At 58.7% G+C, this 19,394-nt stretch carries 12 protein-coding genes; 10 read left to right on the forward strand and 2 right to left on the reverse strand.

All coding sequences use genetic code 11. The features are described 5' to 3' along the window. Positions 1 to 31: 31 nt before the first annotated feature. From soxR to BN1143_RS20910, 3 genes are all read left to right on the forward strand, one after another. Entirely contained in the window at positions 32 to 502 is a 471-nt protein-coding gene (soxR, locus tag BN1143_RS20900; protein ID WP_005302563.1) for a redox-sensitive transcriptional activator SoxR, read from the forward strand. A gap of 68 nt (positions 503 to 570) precedes the next feature. Beyond that, positions 571 to 1,149, forward strand: coding sequence for an O-methyltransferase (locus BN1143_RS20905; RefSeq protein WP_042052065.1), 579 nt, complete (start codon positions 571 to 573; stop codon positions 1,147 to 1,149). Positions 1,150 to 1,159: 10 nt separating this feature from the next. Further along, positions 1,160 to 1,570 (forward strand): nuclear transport factor 2 family protein, encoded by a 411-nt coding sequence (locus BN1143_RS20910; protein WP_042052066.1) that lies wholly within the window; start codon positions 1,160 to 1,162, stop codon positions 1,568 to 1,570. Positions 1,571 to 1,788: 218 nt separating this feature from the next. On the opposite strand, the gene BN1143_RS20915 is transcribed toward BN1143_RS20910, so the two are convergent. Both BN1143_RS20915 and gltB read right to left on the reverse strand, forming a co-directional pair. Beyond that, complete coding sequence (locus BN1143_RS20915; RefSeq protein ID WP_042052067.1) at positions 1,789 to 3,204, reverse strand: FAD-dependent oxidoreductase; 1,416 nt, start codon at positions 3,202 to 3,204, stop codon at positions 1,789 to 1,791. A 12-nt stretch (positions 3,205 to 3,216) separates the two neighbouring features. Beyond that, a complete protein-coding gene (gltB, locus tag BN1143_RS20920) occupies positions 3,217 to 7,674 on the reverse strand; it encodes a glutamate synthase large subunit (RefSeq protein WP_042052068.1) in 4,458 nt (1,485 codons plus the stop codon). A gap of 612 nt (positions 7,675 to 8,286) precedes the next feature. Between gltB and mnmL the strand changes: the two genes are divergently transcribed. The 7 genes from mnmL to BN1143_RS20955 all read left to right on the forward strand — a co-directional run. Continuing rightward, on the forward strand, positions 8,287 to 9,222 hold the full coding sequence (mnmL, locus tag BN1143_RS20925; protein ID WP_024943443.1) for a tRNA modification radical SAM protein MnmL/YtqA: 936 nt from the start codon (positions 8,287 to 8,289) through the stop codon (positions 9,220 to 9,222). Positions 9,223 to 9,627: 405 nt separating this feature from the next. After that, positions 9,628 to 11,772: a type I secretion system permease/ATPase gene (locus BN1143_RS20930; RefSeq protein ID WP_010633572.1), complete on the forward strand. Its 2,145-nt coding sequence runs from the start codon at positions 9,628 to 9,630 to the stop codon at positions 11,770 to 11,772. Next, a complete protein-coding gene (locus BN1143_RS20935) occupies positions 11,765 to 13,183 on the forward strand; it encodes an HlyD family type I secretion periplasmic adaptor subunit (RefSeq protein WP_042052069.1) in 1,419 nt (472 codons plus the stop codon). Before BN1143_RS20930 ends, BN1143_RS20935 begins: the two co-directional genes overlap by 8 nt. 35 nt (positions 13,184 to 13,218) lie before the next feature. Beyond that, positions 13,219 to 14,535, forward strand: coding sequence for a TolC family outer membrane protein (locus BN1143_RS20940; protein ID WP_042052070.1), 1,317 nt, complete (start codon positions 13,219 to 13,221; stop codon positions 14,533 to 14,535). A 158-nt stretch (positions 14,536 to 14,693) separates the two neighbouring features. Further along, complete coding sequence (locus tag BN1143_RS20945; RefSeq protein ID WP_017766671.1) at positions 14,694 to 15,416, forward strand: transglutaminase-like cysteine peptidase; 723 nt, start codon at positions 14,694 to 14,696, stop codon at positions 15,414 to 15,416. Positions 15,417 to 15,419: 3 nt separating this feature from the next. After that, on the forward strand, positions 15,420 to 17,345 hold the full coding sequence (locus BN1143_RS20950; RefSeq protein ID WP_017766670.1) for a bifunctional diguanylate cyclase/phosphodiesterase: 1,926 nt from the start codon (positions 15,420 to 15,422) through the stop codon (positions 17,343 to 17,345). Positions 17,346 to 17,611: 266 nt separating this feature from the next. Next, the coding region (locus BN1143_RS20955) for a retention module-containing protein (protein WP_231570715.1) at positions 17,612 to 19,394 on the forward strand (1,783 nt) is incomplete at its 3' end.

The following is a 19,394-nucleotide window of genomic DNA, read 5'->3' on the forward strand; positions in this document are numbered from 1 at the left end:
AGTTAAAGCTAACTTGAGGTCAAGCGTGGCGATGGAACGCAAATGGCTGGCCATCGGCCAGATAGCCAAACGCTCCGGCGTCAAGGCCAGCGCCCTGCGCTTTTACGAGCAGAAGGGACTGATCCGCAGCGTGCGCAGCGACGGGGGACAGCGGCTCTATCCGCAGGATGTGCTGCGCCGCATCGCCTTCATCCGGGTGGCGCAGGGCATGGGGCTGAGCCTTGGCGAGATAGGCGAGGCCCTGGCCGGCCTGCCCGAGGGGCGCACCCCGGATCGCAGCGACTGGGTCGGGATTGCCGGTCAGTGGCAGGGGCTGCTCGATCGGCGCATCGCGGCCCTGCAGCAGCTCAAGGAGAAGCTCGGCGCCTGTGTCGGCTGTGGCTGCCTCTCCCTCGAGCACTGCGCACTTTACAATCCGGATGATCAGGCCGCCGCCCTTGGCAGCGGCCCTCGCTACCTGCTGGGGGATACGCCCCCGGATGACGAACAGGCAGCCACATGATGAACATCGGGGTCGGCCCAGCCATGCCATGCACCGGGCCGACTCGTTTACACCGTCAAGGAGGAGACATGGCACTGGAACAACTGAAACGGGAGCTGGAGCTGTTTGGCGAGCGGCACGACGGCGCACAACACTCCCGTGGCAGCAAGATGCTCAACATTACCCGCGATACCGGCGAACTGCTGGCGGTGCTGGTCCAGACGAGAGGGGCACAGGCGGTGCTGGAGATAGGCACCTCCAACGGCTACTCCACCCTCTGGTTGGCTGAAGCGGCGAAACGGCTGGGGGGGCGGGTCACCACCATAGAGCTGGACGAGGGCAAACGGGCCATGGCGGCCGCCAACTTTGAGCGCGCCGGGCTCGACGCCTGGATTGAGCAGCTGGCAGGGGACGCAGGCACCCTGCTGCCCACCCTGCCGAAGGCCGCTTATCAGCTCATCTTCCTCGACTCCGATCGCCGCCACTACCAGGCCTGGTGGCCCGAGATCCAGCGCCTGCTGGCCCCCCGCGGCCTGCTGGTGGTGGACAATGCCGTCTCCCATCGCGAGGAGCTGGCCGAGTGGATGGCAGAGGTGGAGCAGGATCCGGCCTTCGCGACCTCGCTGGTGCCGGTGGGCAAGGGGGAGTGGCTGGTGGTGCGTCTGTAGGAGGGCTGGGATGGAAAACAAGACCATGGAACCAAGAGCGGTGGTGGAGGCCTACTGGCAAGCCATGCAGAGCAATGATTTTGCCAAGGCTGCCCGCTGGCTGTGCGAAGATTTCATCTGCGACTGGCCCCAGTCAGGGGAGCGAATAGAAGGGCGCAGCAACTTCGTCGAGATCAACCGGCGCTATCCGGCGGCCGGCCCCTGGAATTTCGACGTCGTCCGCCTGCTGGAGCAGGGGCGGGAAGTGGTGACCGAAGTGCTGATCACCGATGGCGAGGTGGAGGCCCGTGCCATCACCTTTCACACGGTGCGCGGCAATGCCATCTGGCACCAGACCGAGTTCTGGCCCGATCTCTACGAGGCGCCGCACTGGCGTCGTTACTGGGTCACCACCATTCCGCGGGAGCCGCAACCCGCCTGATCCCCTCCGCTGGCGCGCTACCGCCAGCGGAGTCGTTCATTATGTGCCGTGACCATCCCGCCGCCTGCCTCATGTCCCCTTTTTCATGATCTCCAAGCGCCTCCCGGACATGACCTGGCTAGGGTGTTCCCGGTATTGCATCACGGTTTGCGACAAACATAAAACAACAGCCCCGCATAAGCGGGGCTGTTTGCTTGGGTTGGTCTTGGGATGGCCGCTTACACGGCCAGATAGTCCATGATCCCTTCGGCGGCCTTGCGACCCTCGTAGATGGCTGTCACCACCAGATCCGAGCCGCGCACCGCGTCACCACCGGCGAACACCTTGGGGTTGCTGGTCTGGAAGGCATACTCGGCCTGCTCCGGTGCCTTGATGCGATCCCGGTTGTCGAGCTCGATGCCGTACTCCGCCATCCAGGGCTGGGGGTTGGGCTGGAAGCCGAACGCCATCACCACCGCATCGGCAGCCAGCACCTGCTCGGAGCCTTCGATCACGACAGGATTGCGGCGGCCGTTGGCATCGGGGGCGCCAAGCTCTGTGCTCACCACCTTGATGCCGCAGGTACGGCCGTGGGCGTCCAGCTCCACGCCGATGGGCTGGAGGTTGAACATGAATTCCACCCCTTCCTCCTGGGCGTTCTTCACCTCCCGCTTGGAGCCCGGCATGTTCTCGGCATCGCGGCGGTAGGCACAGATCACCCGATCGGCCCCCTGGCGGATGGCGGTGCGCACGCAGTCCATGGCGGTGTCACCACCGCCCAGCACCACCACCTGCTTGCCGGCGAAGTCGATGTAATCGGCTTGCGCCTTCTCGAAGCCCAGCAAGCGGTTCGCGTTGGAGATGAGGTAGGGCAGGGCGTCGTAGACCCCCGGCGCAGACTCGTTCTCGAAACCGCCCTTCATATACTTGTAGGTACCGACCCCGAGGAAGACCGCATCGAACTCGCCCAGCAGGTCGGCGAAGGTGACGTCACGGCCCACTTCGGTCTCGAGGCGGAATTCCACGCCCATCCCCTCGAAGATCTCGCGCCGGCGCTGCATCACCTCTTTCTCCAGCTTGAAGGAGGGGATGCCGAAGGTGAGCAGGCCACCTATCTCCGGATACTTGTCGAACACCACCGGGGTCACGCCGTTGCGTGCCAGCACGTCGGCACAGGCGAGGCCCGCGGGACCGGCGCCGATGACGGCGACCCGCTTGCCGGTCTTCACCACCTTGGAGAGATCAGGGCGCCAGCCCATCTCGAACGCCTTGTCGGTGATGTATTTTTCGATGTTGCCTATGGTCACGGCGCCGAAGCGATCGTTGAGGGTGCAGGCACCCTCGCACAGACGATCCTGCGGGCAGACGCGGCCGCACACCTCCGGCAGGCTGTTGGTCTGGTGGGAGAGCTCCACCGCCTCTAGGATGCGCCCCTCGTTGGCCAGTTTCAGCCAGTTGGGGATGTAGTTGTGCACCGGGCACTTCCACTCGCAATAGGGGTTGCCGCAGTCGAGGCAGCGATCCGCCTGCATGCCGACCTGGGCCTGGTTGAAGGACTCGTAGATCTCCACAAACTGGATCTTGCGGATCTTGAGCGGCTTCTTCGGCGGGTCGACCCGCTGGACGTCGATAAACTGGAATACGTTCTGGCTCATAGGGTTCCCTCCTTATTGCGCCTGGATTCTGAGTTCTGCACTGGAACGGCTGGTGTGACCCAACAGGGACTTGACGTCGCTGGACTTGGGTTTGATCAGCCTGAACTTGGGCACATAGGAGTCGAAATTGGCCAGGATCTCCTCGGCGCGCGAGCTGCCGGTTTCGTTGAGGTGCGCCGTGATGATGCCGCGCAGGTGTTCCTGATGGATGGCAAGATCCGCCACATCCAGCAGTTCAACCAGCTCGGGGTTGGTGCGCTTGGCGAAGCTGCCGCACTCGTCGAGCACGTAGGCAAAGCCGCCGGTCATGCCCGCCGCGAAGTTGACGCCGGTCTCGCCGAGCACGGTGACGATGCCGCCTGTCATGTATTCACAGCCGTTGTCACCAATCCCCTCGACGACCGCCAGTGCCCCTGAGTTGCGCACCGCGAAGCGCTCGCCGGCGGTACCTGCGGCATAGAGCTTGCCGCCGGTGGCGCCGTAGAGGCAGGTGTTGCCGATGATGGCCGCCTCGTGGGACTTGAACGCCACGCCGACGTGGGGTTTGATCACCAGCTTGCCGCCGGTCATCCCCTTGCCCACGTAGTCGTTGGCATCCCCGGTGAGGATCATCTCAAGGCCACCCGCGTTCCAGACGCCGAAGCTTTGGCCGGCGGTACCGTTGAAGTGTACCTTGACCGGATCGGCCGCCATCCCCTGGTTGCCGTGGCGCTTGACGACCTCGCCGGACAGACGCGCCCCCACCGAGCGGTCGGTGTTGCGGATGTCGTAGCGGAACTCGCCGCCGCTCATGTTCTCGACGGCCTCCAGCAGGTCTTCCACCATCTTGAGGTTGAGCGGCCCCTTGTCGAAGGTGGGGTTGTGCTGCTGGCTGAACAGGCTGGAGCCTTCCGGTGCTACCGGACGGGCCAGGATGCCGGACAAGTCCAGCTTGGCCTGACGGGCGGTGAGGCCGGGCAGGGCCTCCAACAAGTCGGTGCGACCGATGAGGTCGGTCAGCTGGGTGACGCCAAGTTGGGCCATCAGCTCGCGGGTCTCCTCGGCGATGAACTTGAAGTAGTTCATCACCATCTCCGGCAGACCGGTGAAGTGCTCGCGGCGCAGCTTCTCATCCTGGGTGGCGACGCCGGTGGCGCAGTTGTTCAGGTGGCAGATGCGCAGGTATTTGCAGCCGAGCGCCACCATGGGGCCGGTGCCGAAGCCGAAGCTCTCGGCGCCGAGGATGGCCGCCTTGATGATGTCCAGACCTGTCTTGAGACCGCCGTCTACCTGCAGGCGCACCTTGTGGCGCAGGCCGTTGGCGACCAGGGCCTGCTGGGTTTCGGCCAGCCCCAACTCCCAGGGGGAGCCGGCGTACTTGACCGAGGTGAGAGGGCTCGCACCTGTGCCGCCGTCGTAGCCGGAGACGGTGATGAAGTCCGCATAGGCCTTGGCCACGCCGCAGGCGATGGTGCCGACGCCGGGCTCGGAGACCAGTTTCACCGACACCAGGCAGTTCGGGTTGATCTGCTTGATGTCGAAGATGAGCTGGGCCAGATCCTCGATGGAGTAGATGTCGTGGTGGGGCGGCGGCGAGATCAGGGTCACGCCGGGCACCGAGTAACGCAGCTTGGCGATCTGGGCCGTCACCTTGTCACCGGGCAGCTGGCCCCCTTCGCCGGGCTTGGCGCCCTGAGCCACCTTGATCTGCACCACGTCGGCGTTCATCAGGTAGTGGGGGGTGACGCCAAAGCGCCCCGAGGCCACCTGCTTGATGCGCGAATTCTTCTCGGTACCGAAGCGCTTGGGATCTTCACCGCCTTCACCCGAGTTGCTCTGGCCGCCGAGGCGGTTCATGGCCACCGCCAGCGCCTCGTGGGCTTCCGGGCCCAGCGCGCCGATGGACATGGCGGCGGAGTCGAAGCGAGGGAACAGCTTGTCAGCCGGCTCCACCTGCTCCAGCGCCACCGGATTGTCGACCTTCTTCAGAGTAAGCAGATCGCGCAGGGTAGCGATCGGCCGCTCGTTCACCAGACGGGCGTACTCCTTGTAATCGGCATAGTTGCCGGAGCGCACCGCGGTCTGCAGGGTCTGCACCACGTCCGGGTTGTAGGTGTGGTACTCGCCGCCGTGGACGAATTTGAGCAGGCCGCCCTGAGTGAGGGCCTTGCGGGCCAGCCAGGCCTGACGGGCCAGATTGAACTGATCCTGCTGGATGTCGGCAAAATCGGCACCCTGAATGCGGCTCGATACGCCGCGAAAACACATCTCGACCACGGCTTTGGAGAGGCCCACAGCTTCGAACAGCTGGGAGCAGCGGTAGCTGGCCACCGTGCTGATGCCCATCTTGGACATCACCTTGTAGAGCCCCTTGTTGATGCCGTTACGGTAGTTGAGCATGGCCTGGCGCAGGCTCATCTTGAGCACACCCTCTTCTACCTGCTTGGCGAGGGTCTCGTAAGCGAGGTAGGGGTAGATGGCGGTGGCGCCAAAGCCCAGCAGCACCGAGAAGTGGTGCGGGTCGCGCACGCTCGCGGTCTCCACCAGGATGTTGGCGTCGCAGCGCAGGTTGTTGTCCACCAGGGTACGCTGCACTGCCCCTACCGCCATGGCGGCCGGGATGGGCAGGGTGTCGGCGCTGACGTCCCGATCCGAGAGCACCAGCAGCACGGTGCCGGCCTTGGCGGCCGCCTTGGCCTCTTCACAGACGCGCAGGATGGCTGCTTCCAACCCCTCTTCGGGTCTGAAGTTGAGGCTGATCACCTGATGGCGATAGTGCTCCCCTTCCAGGGCCAGCAGCTGGTGGAAGTCGGAGTAGAGCAGGATCGGCGACTGGAACAGCACCCGGTGGGCGTGGCCGAAGGTCTCGTTGAACACGTTCTGCTCGCGGCCGATACAGGTGGCCAGCGACATGACGTGGTTCTCCCGCAGCGGATCGATGGGCGGGTTGGTGACCTGGGCGAACATCTGGCGGAAGTAGTCGTACAGGGTGCGCTGGCTGGAGGAGAGCACCGCCATCGGGGTGTCATCCCCCATGGAGCCCACCGCTTCCTGGCCGTTTTCACCCAGTACCCGGATTATCTGATCCAGCTCCTCATAGGAGTAGCCGAACAGCTTCTGATAGGTTTTCAGCTGATCGTCGGAGAACTCGCGGGCACCGGTGCTGGCGTCATCCATCTGCTCGAACGGCACCAGTCGCTTGCAGTGTTTGTCCATCCACTGCTTGTAGGTGTGACGGCTCTTGAGGTCGTCGTCGATCTCGAAGCTGGTCCAGATCTTGCCATTGCTGGTATCCACCACGAACAGCTCGCCCGGGCCGACCCGGCCCTTCTCCAGCACCTCGTCCGGGGTGTAGTCCCAGGTGCCCACTTCGGAGGCCAGCGTGATGAACTTGTCCTTGGTGATGACATAGCGGGCCGGACGCAGGCCGTTTCTGTCGAGCGCACAGGTGGCGTAGCGGCCGTCGGTCATGACGATGCCGGCCGGGCCATCCCAGGGCTCCATGTGCATGGAGTTAAAGTCGTAGAAAGCGCGCAGGTCGTCATCCATGTTCGGGTGCTTCTGCCACGCAGGCGGGATCAACAGGCGCATGGCACGGAACAGGTCCATGCCGCCGGCCAGGAACAGATCCAGCATGTTGTCGAGGCTGGAGGAGTCCGACCCCGTGGTGTTGACGAAGGGGGCTGCCTCTGGCAGGTCCGGAATGAGCGGGGTGGCGAACTTGTAGCTGCGCGCTTTGGCCCACTGGCGGTTGCCGGCGATGGTGTTGATCTCGCCGTTGTGGGCCAGATAGCGGAACGGCTGTGCCAGCGGCCAGCGCGGGCTGGTGTTGGTGGAGAAGCGCTGGTGGAACACGCAGATGGCCGCCTGCATGCGGATGTCGGCGAGATCCAGATAGAAGCGCGGCAGGTCCACCGGCATGCACAGCCCTTTGTAGACGGTGACCAGGTTGGAGAGGCTGACCACATAGAAGTAGTCGTCGCTGATGCGCTTCTCGATGCGGCGGCGCACGATGTAGAGGCGGCGCTCGAGATCCTTGTCGACCCAGCCAGGAGGGGCGTTGACAAAGACCTGCTCGATGCTGGGCAGGGAAGCCTTGGCGATGGAGCCGAGTACGTTGGTATCGATGGGCACCTTGCGCCAGCCGACCAGACTCAGGGTCTCCTTTTCCAGCTCCTCGTCGATGATGTCGCGCGTGGCCTGGGCCAGGATGGGATCGGGGTTGAGGAACAGCATGCCGACCGCGTAGTTGCGGCCCAGGTGCCATCCCTTCTCTTCGGCGACCGCTCTAAAGAAGCTGTCGGGTTTCTGCAGCAACAGACCGCAGCCGTCGCCGGTCTTGCCATCGGCGGAGATACCGCCGCGGTGCTGCATGCGAGCCAATGCTGACATCGCGAGACGGACAAGCTTGTGGCTGGCTTCACCTTCCATGTGGGCCAACAGGCCGAAGCCACAGTTATCCCTCTCCAGCTTTGGATCATATAGTGACATTGCATTTCTCCCTTGCTCGGCCTTGCATCGCGCTGTCGTTAACAGACTGCATAAATTGCGATTGGCTCTTGTGGTTCCGTCCGCCTGAGGTGGCGAATCTCCAAACTAATGGGATTTTTCGGCAAGGTCAATTGGACATCCCGGCTGTTTTCATTATTACAATGTCATAACAAAATCTCGATGCGCGAGGATAAATGGGGTGTTAATTGGCTATTGCTCTGGAATTTTTTATTTTTGCGAGATTAAATCCTGATGTGTCGGGTTTTGTTGGTTGACTCGGTGGGTGTGGGTGTTTGTAGTAAATTTACCAATTCACTGCCGGAGTGGCTGGTTGAGATCACATTACTGATGTGAATGTCTTGCATTTGCCAAATCCCCGTCTAAAGAAAAATTTTCATTATTCAACAGAATGTTAGCTAGCAATTATGCAGCCATGCTGAAGGCTGGTCAGAAGGGGGATGGGTCTCGAAAGCGTCGAGAATGTCCGGTTAACTGATATTTATCCTGTTATTGGTGAATATTTATATGTTTTCTGACTCTCGTCTCCCTTGATCCAGCGCAGCGCCCCGTACGGGCAAGCTCGTACAATGACGCTCCTTTACTGGAGGTGTCATGCAGTTACACGAACTCGTCAATACATTCGGCCAGGATCTCAAGCAGCGCCATGGCCAGAAGATCCACAAGCTCTCCATTCACGGCGCCTTCACCTGCCCCAATCGTGATGGCACCCTGGGGCGTGGTGGCTGCACCTTCTGCAATGTCTCCTCCTTTGCCGACGAATCGGCCCAGCAGCTCTCCGTGGTGCAGCAACTGCTGGCCCGTCGGGACGAAGTGACCCGCGCCAAGCGCTATCTCGCCTATTTTCAGGCCTATACCAGCACCTATGCCGAAGTGGAGTACCTGCAGCGCATGTATGAAGAGGCGTTGTCGGTGAGCGACATGGTGGGCTTGTGTGTGGGGACGCGCCCAGATTGCGTGCCGGATGCGGTGCTGGACCTGCTGGCCGGTTATCAGGCCCGGGGTTACGAGGTGTGGCTGGAACTGGGGCTGCAGAGCGCCAACGACAAGACGCTGCAGCGCATCAACCGGGGCCACGGCTATGCCGCCTATGTGGATGCGGTGACCCGGGCCCATCAGCGGGGCATCAAGGTGTGTGCCCACCTCATCGTAGGTTTGCCCGGCGAGGTGCCGATGGACAGCCTGGATACCCTGCACCGTATCGTGGATACCGGCGTGGAGGGGATCAAGCTTCACCCGCTGCACGTGGTGGAGGGCAGTACTCTCGGCAAGGCCTGGCAGGCGGGGAGGCTCGATGTCTTGAGTCTGGAGCAGTATGTCGAGGCGGCAGTCGCCATGATCCAGCACACCCCCCCCGAAGTGGTGTATCACCGCATCTCGGCTTCAGCGCGCCGGCCAACCCTGTTGGCTCCTGCCTGGTGCGAGAATCGCTGGACAGCGATGGCCGATATTGCTAGTGCGCTGGCCCGCACCGGTCCTCAGGGTCAGGCGTTGGGGCGCCCGTTTTCCCTTGTGGGCAATATTGATTAGGTCGTCAGATTTCATTAAAAAAACAGTGGGTTATTAGATGAAATTCAGTCTTTGCGGTATAGTTTCGGTAAAATTGTCTTGATATAGTACTTGGCTTGAAAAAGATATCATTATCAATAAGCTTGTATTATTTCCAATTTGGACGGGATATATCGGGCATGGCGCCACCCTGTGTCGCGATCAACAGCCTGACCTGCCGTCCCCGCTTTGGGCATAATGCCGTTCAGGTCTGTCGATGACATCCAGTGTCAGGTACCTGTGCTTTTAGTGTGTATCAGGCTGTAGCTCCTTTATTTGGGGAGCGCTGTTCTTTATGTCACGGGCATGTCTACGCCAACGATGCCCGTGAGGCTTGAATATCGGTATGGCGAGACAGCCGGCCCAATCATGTAGTGACAGGATGCTATGCAAGCAGAAACTAACCGTATTGACGAGTTGTTGGAGTGCCTGGTCTTTCTGACCCGCTTTTATGGGGTACCCAACAGCAAGGACGCTCTCACCACCGGCCTGCCGCTGGTATCCGGTCTGCTGACACCCAATCTGTTCGGCCGTGCCGCCGAGCGGGGTGGCTTGTCCGCCCGGGAAGTCATCCAGTCTCTCGACGAGATCTCCCCCTTGTTGCTGCCCTGCGTGCTGCAGATGCGCAACGGCGGCGCCTGCATCCTGCTGGAGTGGAACGAAGACAGAACCCAGGGCAAGGTGATCTTTCCTCAGGCGGGGGATGCGGCCCAGTGGCTGAGTGCATCTCAACTGGGTGATGAGTATCTGGGGCGGCTATTTTTTGTCAAAAAGCAGTTCAAGTTCGATGAGCGTTCACCCAAGGTGCTGGAGACCCGCGATGGTCACTGGTTCTGGAGCACCCTGCTCGAATCCCGCGGCATCTATCGGGATGTGCTGGTCGCCTCCATCCTCATCAACCTGTTTGCCGTCGCAAGCCCTCTGTTCACCATGAACGTCTACGACAAGATAGTGCCCAATCTGGCGTTTGATTCGCTCTGGGTGCTGGCGGTCGGCGCCATGGTGGTATTCACTTTTGACTTCGTGATGCGCCAGTTGCGCAGCTACTTCATCGACATCGCTGGCAAAAAGTCCGATGTGCTGCTGTCTGCCAAGATCTTTGCCAAGGTGATGGGGATGCGGATGGAGTCGCGTCCTGCGTCGACCGGCGCCTTTGCCAAGCATCTGCAGGAGTTTGAATCGGTGCGGGAGTTTTTCACTTCCGCGACGGTATCTACCCTCATCGATCTGCCCTTTGCCATCTTCTTCCTGTTCATCATCTGGATCTTTGCCGGTGTCATGGTGGTGGTGCCCATCGTGGCCATGGTGATCCTCATCATTTACAGCTTCTATATCCAGGCGCCGCTCAAGCAGTCCATCGAAGAGGGCTCACGGCTGGCTTCCCAGAAGAACGCCAACCTGATCGAGAGCATCTCGGGCCTCGAAACCGTGAAGATCTTTGGTGCCGAGAGCATGTTCCAGCACCGCTGGGAGCAGGCCGTATCCCACATTTCGACCTGGGGCGTACAGACCCGCCGCATCACCAACTCCATGTCATCGCTGGCCAGCTACATCCAGCAGGTGGTGACGGTGGCACTGGTGATTGTCGGGGTTTACCAGATCTCGGAAGGACTGGTCACCATGGGGGGCATGATTGCCGCCGTCATGCTGTCGAGCCGCGCCATCGCGCCCATGGTACAGCTGTCGGTTCTCTCGACCCGCTACAACCAGGCCAAGTCCGCATTGGAAATCCTGGAGAAGATCATGATCACGCCGGGCGAGCAGGAGGAGGGCAAGCAGTACATACACCATCCCGTGATCTCCGGTCGGATCGAGTTTGACAAGGTGTCGTTCAAGTATCCCGGGATGGAAACCAGCACCCTGCACAATATCAACCTGCGCATCGAGCCGGGTGAGAAGGTGGCCATCATTGGCCGGATCGGGGCGGGCAAGACGACGCTCGAGAAGATTTTGATGGGCCTCTATCGGCCCACCGACGGCTCGGTACGGCTTGATGGTTTTGAACTCGATCAGCTGCCGGCCTCGGTGATCCGCCGCAATATAGGCTGTGTGCCACAGGATGTGACCCTGTTTTTTGGCTCGGTACGCGATAACATCATGCTGGGCAATCCGCTGGTGGATGATGTGCGGGTCATGCGGGCTGCCAAGCGGGCCGGTGTGACCAATTTCACCAACCGGGATCCCAATGGGCTGGATAGACAGATAGGGGAAGGGGGCCGCCAGCTCTCCGGTGGCCAGCGTCAGGCCATCTTGCTGGCCCGGGCCTTGCTCAATGATCCCCCCATACTGGTGATGGACGAACCGACCTCCAACATGGATAACCAGTCGGAGATGCAGGTCAAGCATGAGCTGGCCAGACTTGGGCCGGAAACGACCCTGATCGTCATCACCCACAAAACCACCATGCTTGACGTAGCCTCACGGGTCATCGTGATCGAGCAGGGCCAGGTGGTGGCCGATGGTCCCAAGGAAATGGTGTTGCAACAGCTGAAAGAGGGCAAGGTACGCGTACAGGAGGCCTCCAATGGCTAAGTCTGGCCTGTTCAAGAAGGCGCCATCCGATACTGTGCTGCCGGCTCCGGAACACCTTGAGTTTGTGGATGACGGAGCGGCCGCCGTCCTGCTGAGTACCCCGACGCGGGCACGTGCCCTGCTGTGGGCCTGCTTCCTGTTTTTCATGAGTGCCATCATCTGGGCGGCCTGGGCCGAGCTCGATGAGGTGACCGTCGGCCAGGGCAAGGTGATCCCGTCACGTCAATTGCAGGTGATCCAGAACCTGGAGGGGGGGATCGTCAAGGAGATCTTCGTTAAGGAAGGGGACATCGTCGAGAAAGGGCAGCCACTGCTGCGCATCGATGATACCCGTTTCCGTTCCGACTTTCGGGAGCGGGAGCAGGAGCTGGTGACCCTCAAGGGGGACATCGCCAGATTGCGGGCGGAGATCCAGAGCGTGGTGGTCAAGACCGGCCCCAATCTGGGTTGGCGTGAACAGGTGGTGGTTGAAAAGCAGCCCATCGTTTTTCCGGACGGTTATGAGAACGTGTTTGCCGAATATGCGACACGGGAAAAGTCGGTGCAGAATGAGCGCCTCAACAACCTGAGCAACCAGCTCTATATTCTGGGTCAGCAGATCGAGCAGAAAGAGCAGGAGACCATAGAGCTCAATGCCAAGATAAGGACGGTGGCACGCAGTGTGGATCTGGCGCGCCAGGAGCTCAATATCAGCCGTCCCTTGGCCAAAGAGGGGATCGTGCCCCAGGTTGAGTTGATCAAGCTGGAGCGCCAGGTCAACGAGATGCAGGGGGAGCTTGAAAGCAATAGGCTGCTGATCCCCAAGCTTGACTCCGTGTTGCGGGAAACCATTTCCAAGCGCAACGATATTGCGCTGAAGTTTCGGGCCGATTCGCAAACCGAACTCAACGAGCGGCAGGGCAAACTGAGCCAGTTGTCCGAGGGGCAGGTAGGATTGCGTGACCGGGTGGATCGCACCAGCGTCATCGCTCCGCTCAAAGGGACCATCAAGAAGCTCAAGATCAATACCTTGGGTGGCGTCGTCCAGCCCGGCATGGATCTGATGGAGATAGTACCGCTGGAAGACACCCTGCTGGTCGAAGCCAAAGTGTCGCCGAAAGATATCGCATTCCTGCGACCGGGGCTGGAAGCCGTGGTCAAGATCACTGCCTATGACTTCACCATTTATGGTGGATTGCATGGCAAGGTTGAGCAGATAAGTGCCGACTCAATTCAGGATGAAGATGGCAATTCCTTCTACCTGGTTCGGGTACGCACCGAGAAGAGTTACTTGGGCGATGAGCTTAACGCACTTCCCATCATCCCCGGTATGTTAGCCAGTACAGATATTATTACTGGTAAAAAAAGTGTCCTAGACTATTTGCTTAAGCCGATATTACGGGCAAAGCAGTCGGCACTGAGAGAACGATAAGCCAACAATCTAAAAACAACATGACTGGAGATACCATGAAGAAGACGATTGTTGCCATGTTAGTAAGTGGCGTCGTGCTGTTCCCGGGCCTAAGCCAGGCACAAACACTGGAGGAGTCAGTGGCACAGTCATTGGCTACCCATCCCAAAATCAAGGAAGCTTTTGATCTCTATCAGGCGCGACTGTATCAGCATGACGGGGCCAAAGGGGGTTACTACCCCACCATCGATCTGCGTGGCGGTGTCGGCTACGAGAAGACTGATAGTCCATCAACTCGTCTTAACCCCAATAGTGACGATTCGATGACCCGTAAAGAGGCCGGTATCAGCCTGCGCCAGATGTTGTTCGACGGCTTCAACGTCAGCAGCAACGTGGCGCGTACCGATGCCGAAGCCAATGCCCAGCGCCTGGCCATGATCTCCGAGGCGGAGAACACGGCACTGCGGGTGGCCGAGGTCTACCTCAACATGCTGCGCCAGCAGGAGATCCTGGAACTGTCCAAGCAGAACCTGGAAACCCACGAGCAGATCCGCAGCGACATCAGCAAACGGACCGATTCGGGGTTGGGGTCGACTGCTGACCAGACCCAGATCGATGGTCGGGTAGCCAGAGCCTACGCTAACCAGGCTGCCGCCGAGAACAACTATCGCGATGCCGAAAGTGAGTTCATCCGGGTGGTCAACGAGATGCCAAAAGATCTGGTACAGCCGGTTCCGGATGCTCAGCTCATTCCTAGCAGCCTGGATGCTGCACTGAAGACGGCAACCGAAGTTCACCCGACGCTGCTCTCCTCCCTGCAGGATATCGAAGCCGCCAAATACCAGCATGAAGGTTCCAAATCCGGTTTTTATCCCAACGTCACCTTTGAAGTGGATCAAAACTGGAATGAAGATATCGATGCCGTCAAGGGGCGCAACGATGACCTGACCGCCATGGTACGGATGCGCTACAACTTGTTCCGCGGTGGTTCCGATCTGGCCCAGAGCAAGGCCACTTCCGCACTCTATTCCCAGGCCAAGGACATTCACATGAATGCCTTCCGTCAGGTAGAGGAAGGAACCCGCCTGGCCTGGAACGCAAAAGAGTCTTTGGCTAAACAGAAGACCTTCCTGAAAGAACACGTGGATGCAAGCTATGACACTGTGCAGGCGTACAAGAAGCAGTTTGGTCTCGGTCAACGTACCTTGTTGGACGTATTGAACACCGAAAACGAATTGTTTGAAGCGCGCCGCAGCTACATTACAGCCGAGTATGACTCCCTGCTGGCGGATTATCGGATCCTCAATGCCACTGGCAGCCTGCTCAACGCATTCAATGTGAAGCAGCCGGCCGATTGGCAAGCCAAACAGTAATGGAGTGCGCATCAGGTTTGATGCGAGTGAAAGGGATGGTTGCAGCCGGACTGCCGCCATCCCTTGTCTCTGACGGCCATCTCTGGCCAATGCAGTGAGTACCATTGGATCTGTCGAAGATGCATGTGACCGGATGGGATAGAGCAAGCAGTATCGGCATGGCGTCAACCTCCGGTTTGACCCAGCTGCTGCGCGCTCGCTGGTTACGCTGGTCACTTTGGCTGCTGCTGATATCTCTGCCGTTACTGCTCTCCGCCAGCCAGCCTCTTACCCCTGAAGATCTCAAACTGGTACAACGGGCTCAGGAGACCTACGGCGTCAGAGCCGGCAAACGGGTCACCACCTGGCGCACACTGGTAATGCAAAACCGCGCTGCCGGCCTGACCGACCGTCAGAAACTGGAGAAGGTTAACCAGTTTTTCAACCAGATGCGGTTTATCGACGACATCAAGTTGTGGCGAAAAAAAGACTACTGGGCAACCCCGCTGGAGTTTTTGGGAGCGGCTGGTGGCGATTGTGAAGACTTCAGCATTTCAAAATACTTTACCCTGCTGGAGCTGGGTGTTCCGGATGAAAAGATGCGGATGGTCTATGTCAAGGCATTGGATTACAACCAGTTTCATATGGTCGTCGCTTACTATGAAACACCGTCTGCGGTGCCCGTCATTTTGGATAATTTGATAGGGTCGATCCGGCCTGCCAGTCAACGTAGGGATCTGGTGCCGATATACAGCTTTAACGGTAGTCACTTGTGGTTGATGAAGGCGCGTGGTCAAGGGGAACTGGCTGGACAGTCCTCACGCTTGGGATTATGGAATGATTTACGCAATCGCATGACGTCGGGGCGATTGGCTCAGCCTGTGTTGAATTTGGATGATTAACCTATGACGCTCTACAGACAATTATTGGCAACCATGTTGATCCTGTTCGGGTTGTTGTTTGCAGCTACCTATTGGGTGCAATTCAACTCGACTCGTACCTATCTGGCCCAACAGCAGGAAACCACCGTCATCAATACAGCCACATCTCTGGGGCTGGCACTGACCCCTTATTTGGAAAATGGTGACAAGGTGGGGGCTGAGTCCGTCATTCAGGCGATATTTGACGGGGGATATTATCGTCTGGTCCGTCTGGACTTGCTGGCTTCCAAGGATGTCATCGAGCAGGAAAATACCAATAACATTCAAGGTGTTCCCCAATGGTTCATCAATCTTGGGTTGTTTCCCGAGGTATCCAATGAGTCGATCCTGACGTCGGGCTGGCTGCAACTGGGTAAATTGAAGGTCGTTGGTCATCCCGGCCAGGCCTATTACGAGTTGTGGCGCGGAATGAGTGAGCTTGCCAGCTGGTTCCTGATAGGTTTTCTGATCACCACCATCTTGCTCATGCGGGCACTCAACTACCTGCTTAAGCCGCTCAAGCAGATTTGTGAGCAGGCCGTCGAGATAGAGCTGCATCACTTTGGTCATGCCATTCCCGAACCCAAGACCCATGAATTGAAACAGGTGGTTCAGGCCATCAACACCCTCTCCAGCAAGTTGGCCGTGCAATTCAAAGAGCAGGCCGACGAGGCTGAAAAACTGCGGGAGCGGGTCTACGTCGACGCCGTCTCCGGCTTGGGCAACCGGGCTTATTTCGTGGGTCAGGTCAACGCCTGGATTGCAGAGGCTGGTCAAGGGGGGGTCATGCTGGTTGCCGTCGACATGCTGGACGAGCTGTACCGCGAAGAGGGATTTGCTGCGCGTGACAACATGGTCAAATCGATAGCCCAGGCTTTGAAAGAACAATTGAAAGGGTGGGATGGCTCTGCTGTGGCGCGGATCTCGGCAACGGAATATGCCCTGTTGTGCCCGACAGATGACCTTTCCCAATTGAAGGATTTGGCTGAAGTGATCAACAGTCGCATCGCCGATCTGGTGGTAAATCCCATGGGTGAGGGGGGCGCCTTGTCCGTCATTGGTATTGCTGGCCGAGATGGCAACGATGATTTGTCGGCACTGCTGACCAAGGCTGACAATGCGCTGGGCAGGGCCCGCAATGAACGTCGTGGTGCCGTGGTCATGGAAGGGGGCACAGATCAGGGGTTGATGGGACGCTTGGCTTGGCGTGATCTGGTTCAGGATGCGATTGCACGGCATTTGTGGCGTTTCAAGGCGCAGCCAGCCTGCCGATTTGATAATGGTCTACGTATGCATGCAGAACTGTTTGCCTCTATCTCTCGCGATGGTACCGATTATTTCGCAGGCCAGTTCCTGCCTGCCATCGAGCAGTTCAAGCTGGGTGGTGAGTTTGACCAGGCAATACTGGATGCGTCAGTTCCATTACTGCAGCAGCAACCTGATCTGGTCCTGGCGGTCAATATTACGGCTGGCTCGCTGTGCTCAGATGAATTCCGTACTTGGTTGACCGGTTATCTGAGCGACAATGCCGGATTGAAAGAGCGCTTGCTGTTCGAGATCCCTGAAGCCGCCATCATGAAGCACAAGGAGCATGTGACCGCTCTGGTTAATGTTCTGCAAGAGCATGACTTTCAGTGGGGGGTGGATCACTATGGACGCCACTTCCAGTCACTGGGGTATCTGGAGGAGCTTGCGCCTTCCTATGTCAAGGTTGACCACGGCTATACCAGCCAGGTTATGGAGCCTGGGGCTGATACTTCCTTCCTGGCTGCGGTATGTCGTGCTGCCCACAATGCCGGCGTTACAACCATTGCGACCAGAGTGGAAGATCAACACCAGGTCGAGTTGCTTTCAAAGCTTCATATCGATGGTTACCAAGGCTTTGTACACCCGGCATTTCCGTTGCCGTGAGCATGACCAAGTATTTCAGGGGCCCACAAGGGCCCCTTTTTTATTCGAAAAATTAATAAGCATGCTTATTCTCAGTTTAATTAGACTAGATAGCTTCATTTGGTGTCGTGCAACTGATTGATTTGACGATATAAAAAAGAACATTCGATTTCGTATATTTCCTCTCCCCAGTTTTGACACGAATCCCATACATTTTTGCAACGGATGCAAGAAGCACGGACATCTATGGTGTAGACATCGAGATCCGTCACGTTGGAGCAATGGACATGCGTACCCAAATCATCGACAAAACCGTTGTGGTTTCTGCAGTTGAAGGCAATGTGCAAATCGTGCTGGCTGATGGAAGCAGCCGCCCTCTGCAAAAAGGAGAGATCCTGCAACCCGGGGCAAAGCTCAACATTGCAGATGATGCCAAATTGTTATTGGCGCCCTACGATGATTCACCGGCGGCTGCCACACCGGATGCTCCTGCCCATGATGCGCCAGCTACCGGCCAGCCACCGGCTCCGGATGCCGGAAATGCGGCCTCTCCTGATATAGCCGCCTTGCAAAAGTCGATTTTGCAAGGGGTTGACCCGACGCAAAACTTTGAAGCGTCAGCTGCGGGTGGTGCTCCGGCTGCAGGTGGTGGCGGTGGGATCGGTGGGGTTGCTGGAGCCAGCGGTAACGGTGGTTTTATAACCATCGACAGGATTGGCGATGCCACTATCGCCGCCGCCGGGTTTGACACTACCTACCAAGCTGAGCCGGTGGTGGATACCCAGCAGATAGCGGAGCCCTTGCTGGTCAATGAGCTGACGGATCAGGGAGAGCAACTGACCGTTGCTGAAGACGGATCTCTGAGTGGTAATCTGCTGGATAACACGGTGAATACCGATGGGCCGCAGGCTGCGTCAGTACTGATCTTCACCTGGGGGGACAATGCCAATATAGCTGCCGGTACCAGCGTGACCATCGATGGGGTAGGCACACTCATCGTCAATACGGATGGCAGTTTCACATTCACACCGGCTCCCAACTACGATGGCGCCGTTCCACCAGTGATATATACCGTGACTGATGGCACCGACACGGTGCAATCCACCTTGGAGTTGACGATCACCCCCATCAATGATCTCGCCGATGAGGGAGAGAGTGTGGTGGTGACGGAAGATGTAGCCGTATCGGGCAATCTGCTTGCCAACACCATCGACAATGATGGTCCGCAGGCGGCTTCCGTGTCTGGATTTAGCTGGGGTGGGGTTGCCAATGCCACCTTGGGTACACCTGTCAGCCTGGCAGGGATCGGTACTCTGCTGATCAATGCGGATGGTAGCTATCAGTTCACGCCGGCTCCCAATTATGATGGTCCCGTTCCCGCCGTCAGCTACACCGTCACCGATGGTGTAGCTACCGTCCAATCCACGTTGACTATCGCCATCACGCCGGTTGATGAACCGGCCGAACTTGCTGGTTTGCAGGTGGAAGGGGGAGAGCTGACGCTCAATGAAGCCTCTTTGGCAGATGGCAGTAATCCCAATGCGGCAGCCTTGACCCAGAGCGGTATTTTTACCTTCAGTGCAGCCGATGGTGTCCAGAGCTTGACCCTGGGTGGTGTTGCATTGATTACCAATGGACAAACCATCACTTCATTCCCGCAAACCATCGTCAGCCCGTTGGGCAATCAGTTGACTGTTACCGGCATCAATTACAACCCTGTAACTGGAACGGGGAGCGTGAGTTACAGCTATACCCTGAATGACAGCGAGACACACACTCAGCCAGCTAACGATGCATCACTGGTGGAGAGTTTCAATGTTGTGCTGGTCGATCCGGATGGTGACACGGCCAATGGCAGTCTGGATGTTGTCATTCTGGATGATGTTCCCAGTGTCACCCTGACTTCCAATACGCAAGGGCTGGGGACTGTCTCCGTCGACGAAAGCCTGGTCAGCCTGGGCGGGGTGGGCGGCGACGGGGTGGCCAGTGCCAGCCTGAGCGCGGCCGACGTGCAGGCTCAGTTCAACCCGGCCTTCGGGGCCGACGGGGCGGGCAGCATCGGCTACAGCC

The organism is Aeromonas dhakensis (genome assembly GCF_000820305.1).
GTDB lineage: Bacteria > Pseudomonadota > Gammaproteobacteria > Enterobacterales > Aeromonadaceae > Aeromonas > Aeromonas dhakensis.

Coding starts and splice junctions, on each gene's coding strand:
- BN1143_RS20915 (WP_042052067.1), bottom strand. CDS start 3,204: ATGAGCCAGAACGTATTCCAGTTTATCGACGTCCAGCGGGTCGACCCG.
- mnmL (WP_024943443.1), top strand. CDS start 8,287: ATGCAGTTACACGAACTCGTCAATACATTCGGCCAGGATCTCAAGCAG.
- BN1143_RS20910 (WP_042052066.1), top strand. CDS start 1,160: ATGGAAAACAAGACCATGGAACCAAGAGCGGTGGTGGAGGCCTACTGG.
- BN1143_RS20930 (WP_010633572.1), top strand. CDS start 9,628: ATGCAAGCAGAAACTAACCGTATTGACGAGTTGTTGGAGTGCCTGGTC.
- BN1143_RS20950 (WP_017766670.1), top strand. CDS start 15,420: ATGACGCTCTACAGACAATTATTGGCAACCATGTTGATCCTGTTCGGG.
- BN1143_RS20935 (WP_042052069.1), top strand. CDS start 11,765: ATGGCTAAGTCTGGCCTGTTCAAGAAGGCGCCATCCGATACTGTGCTG.
- BN1143_RS20905 (WP_042052065.1), top strand. CDS start 571: ATGGCACTGGAACAACTGAAACGGGAGCTGGAGCTGTTTGGCGAGCGG.
- soxR (WP_005302563.1), top strand. CDS start 32: ATGGAACGCAAATGGCTGGCCATCGGCCAGATAGCCAAACGCTCCGGC.
- BN1143_RS20940 (WP_042052070.1), top strand. CDS start 13,219: ATGAAGAAGACGATTGTTGCCATGTTAGTAAGTGGCGTCGTGCTGTTC.
- gltB (WP_042052068.1), bottom strand. CDS start 7,674: ATGTCACTATATGATCCAAAGCTGGAGAGGGATAACTGTGGCTTCGGC.
- BN1143_RS20945 (WP_017766671.1), top strand. CDS start 14,694: ATGGCGTCAACCTCCGGTTTGACCCAGCTGCTGCGCGCTCGCTGGTTA.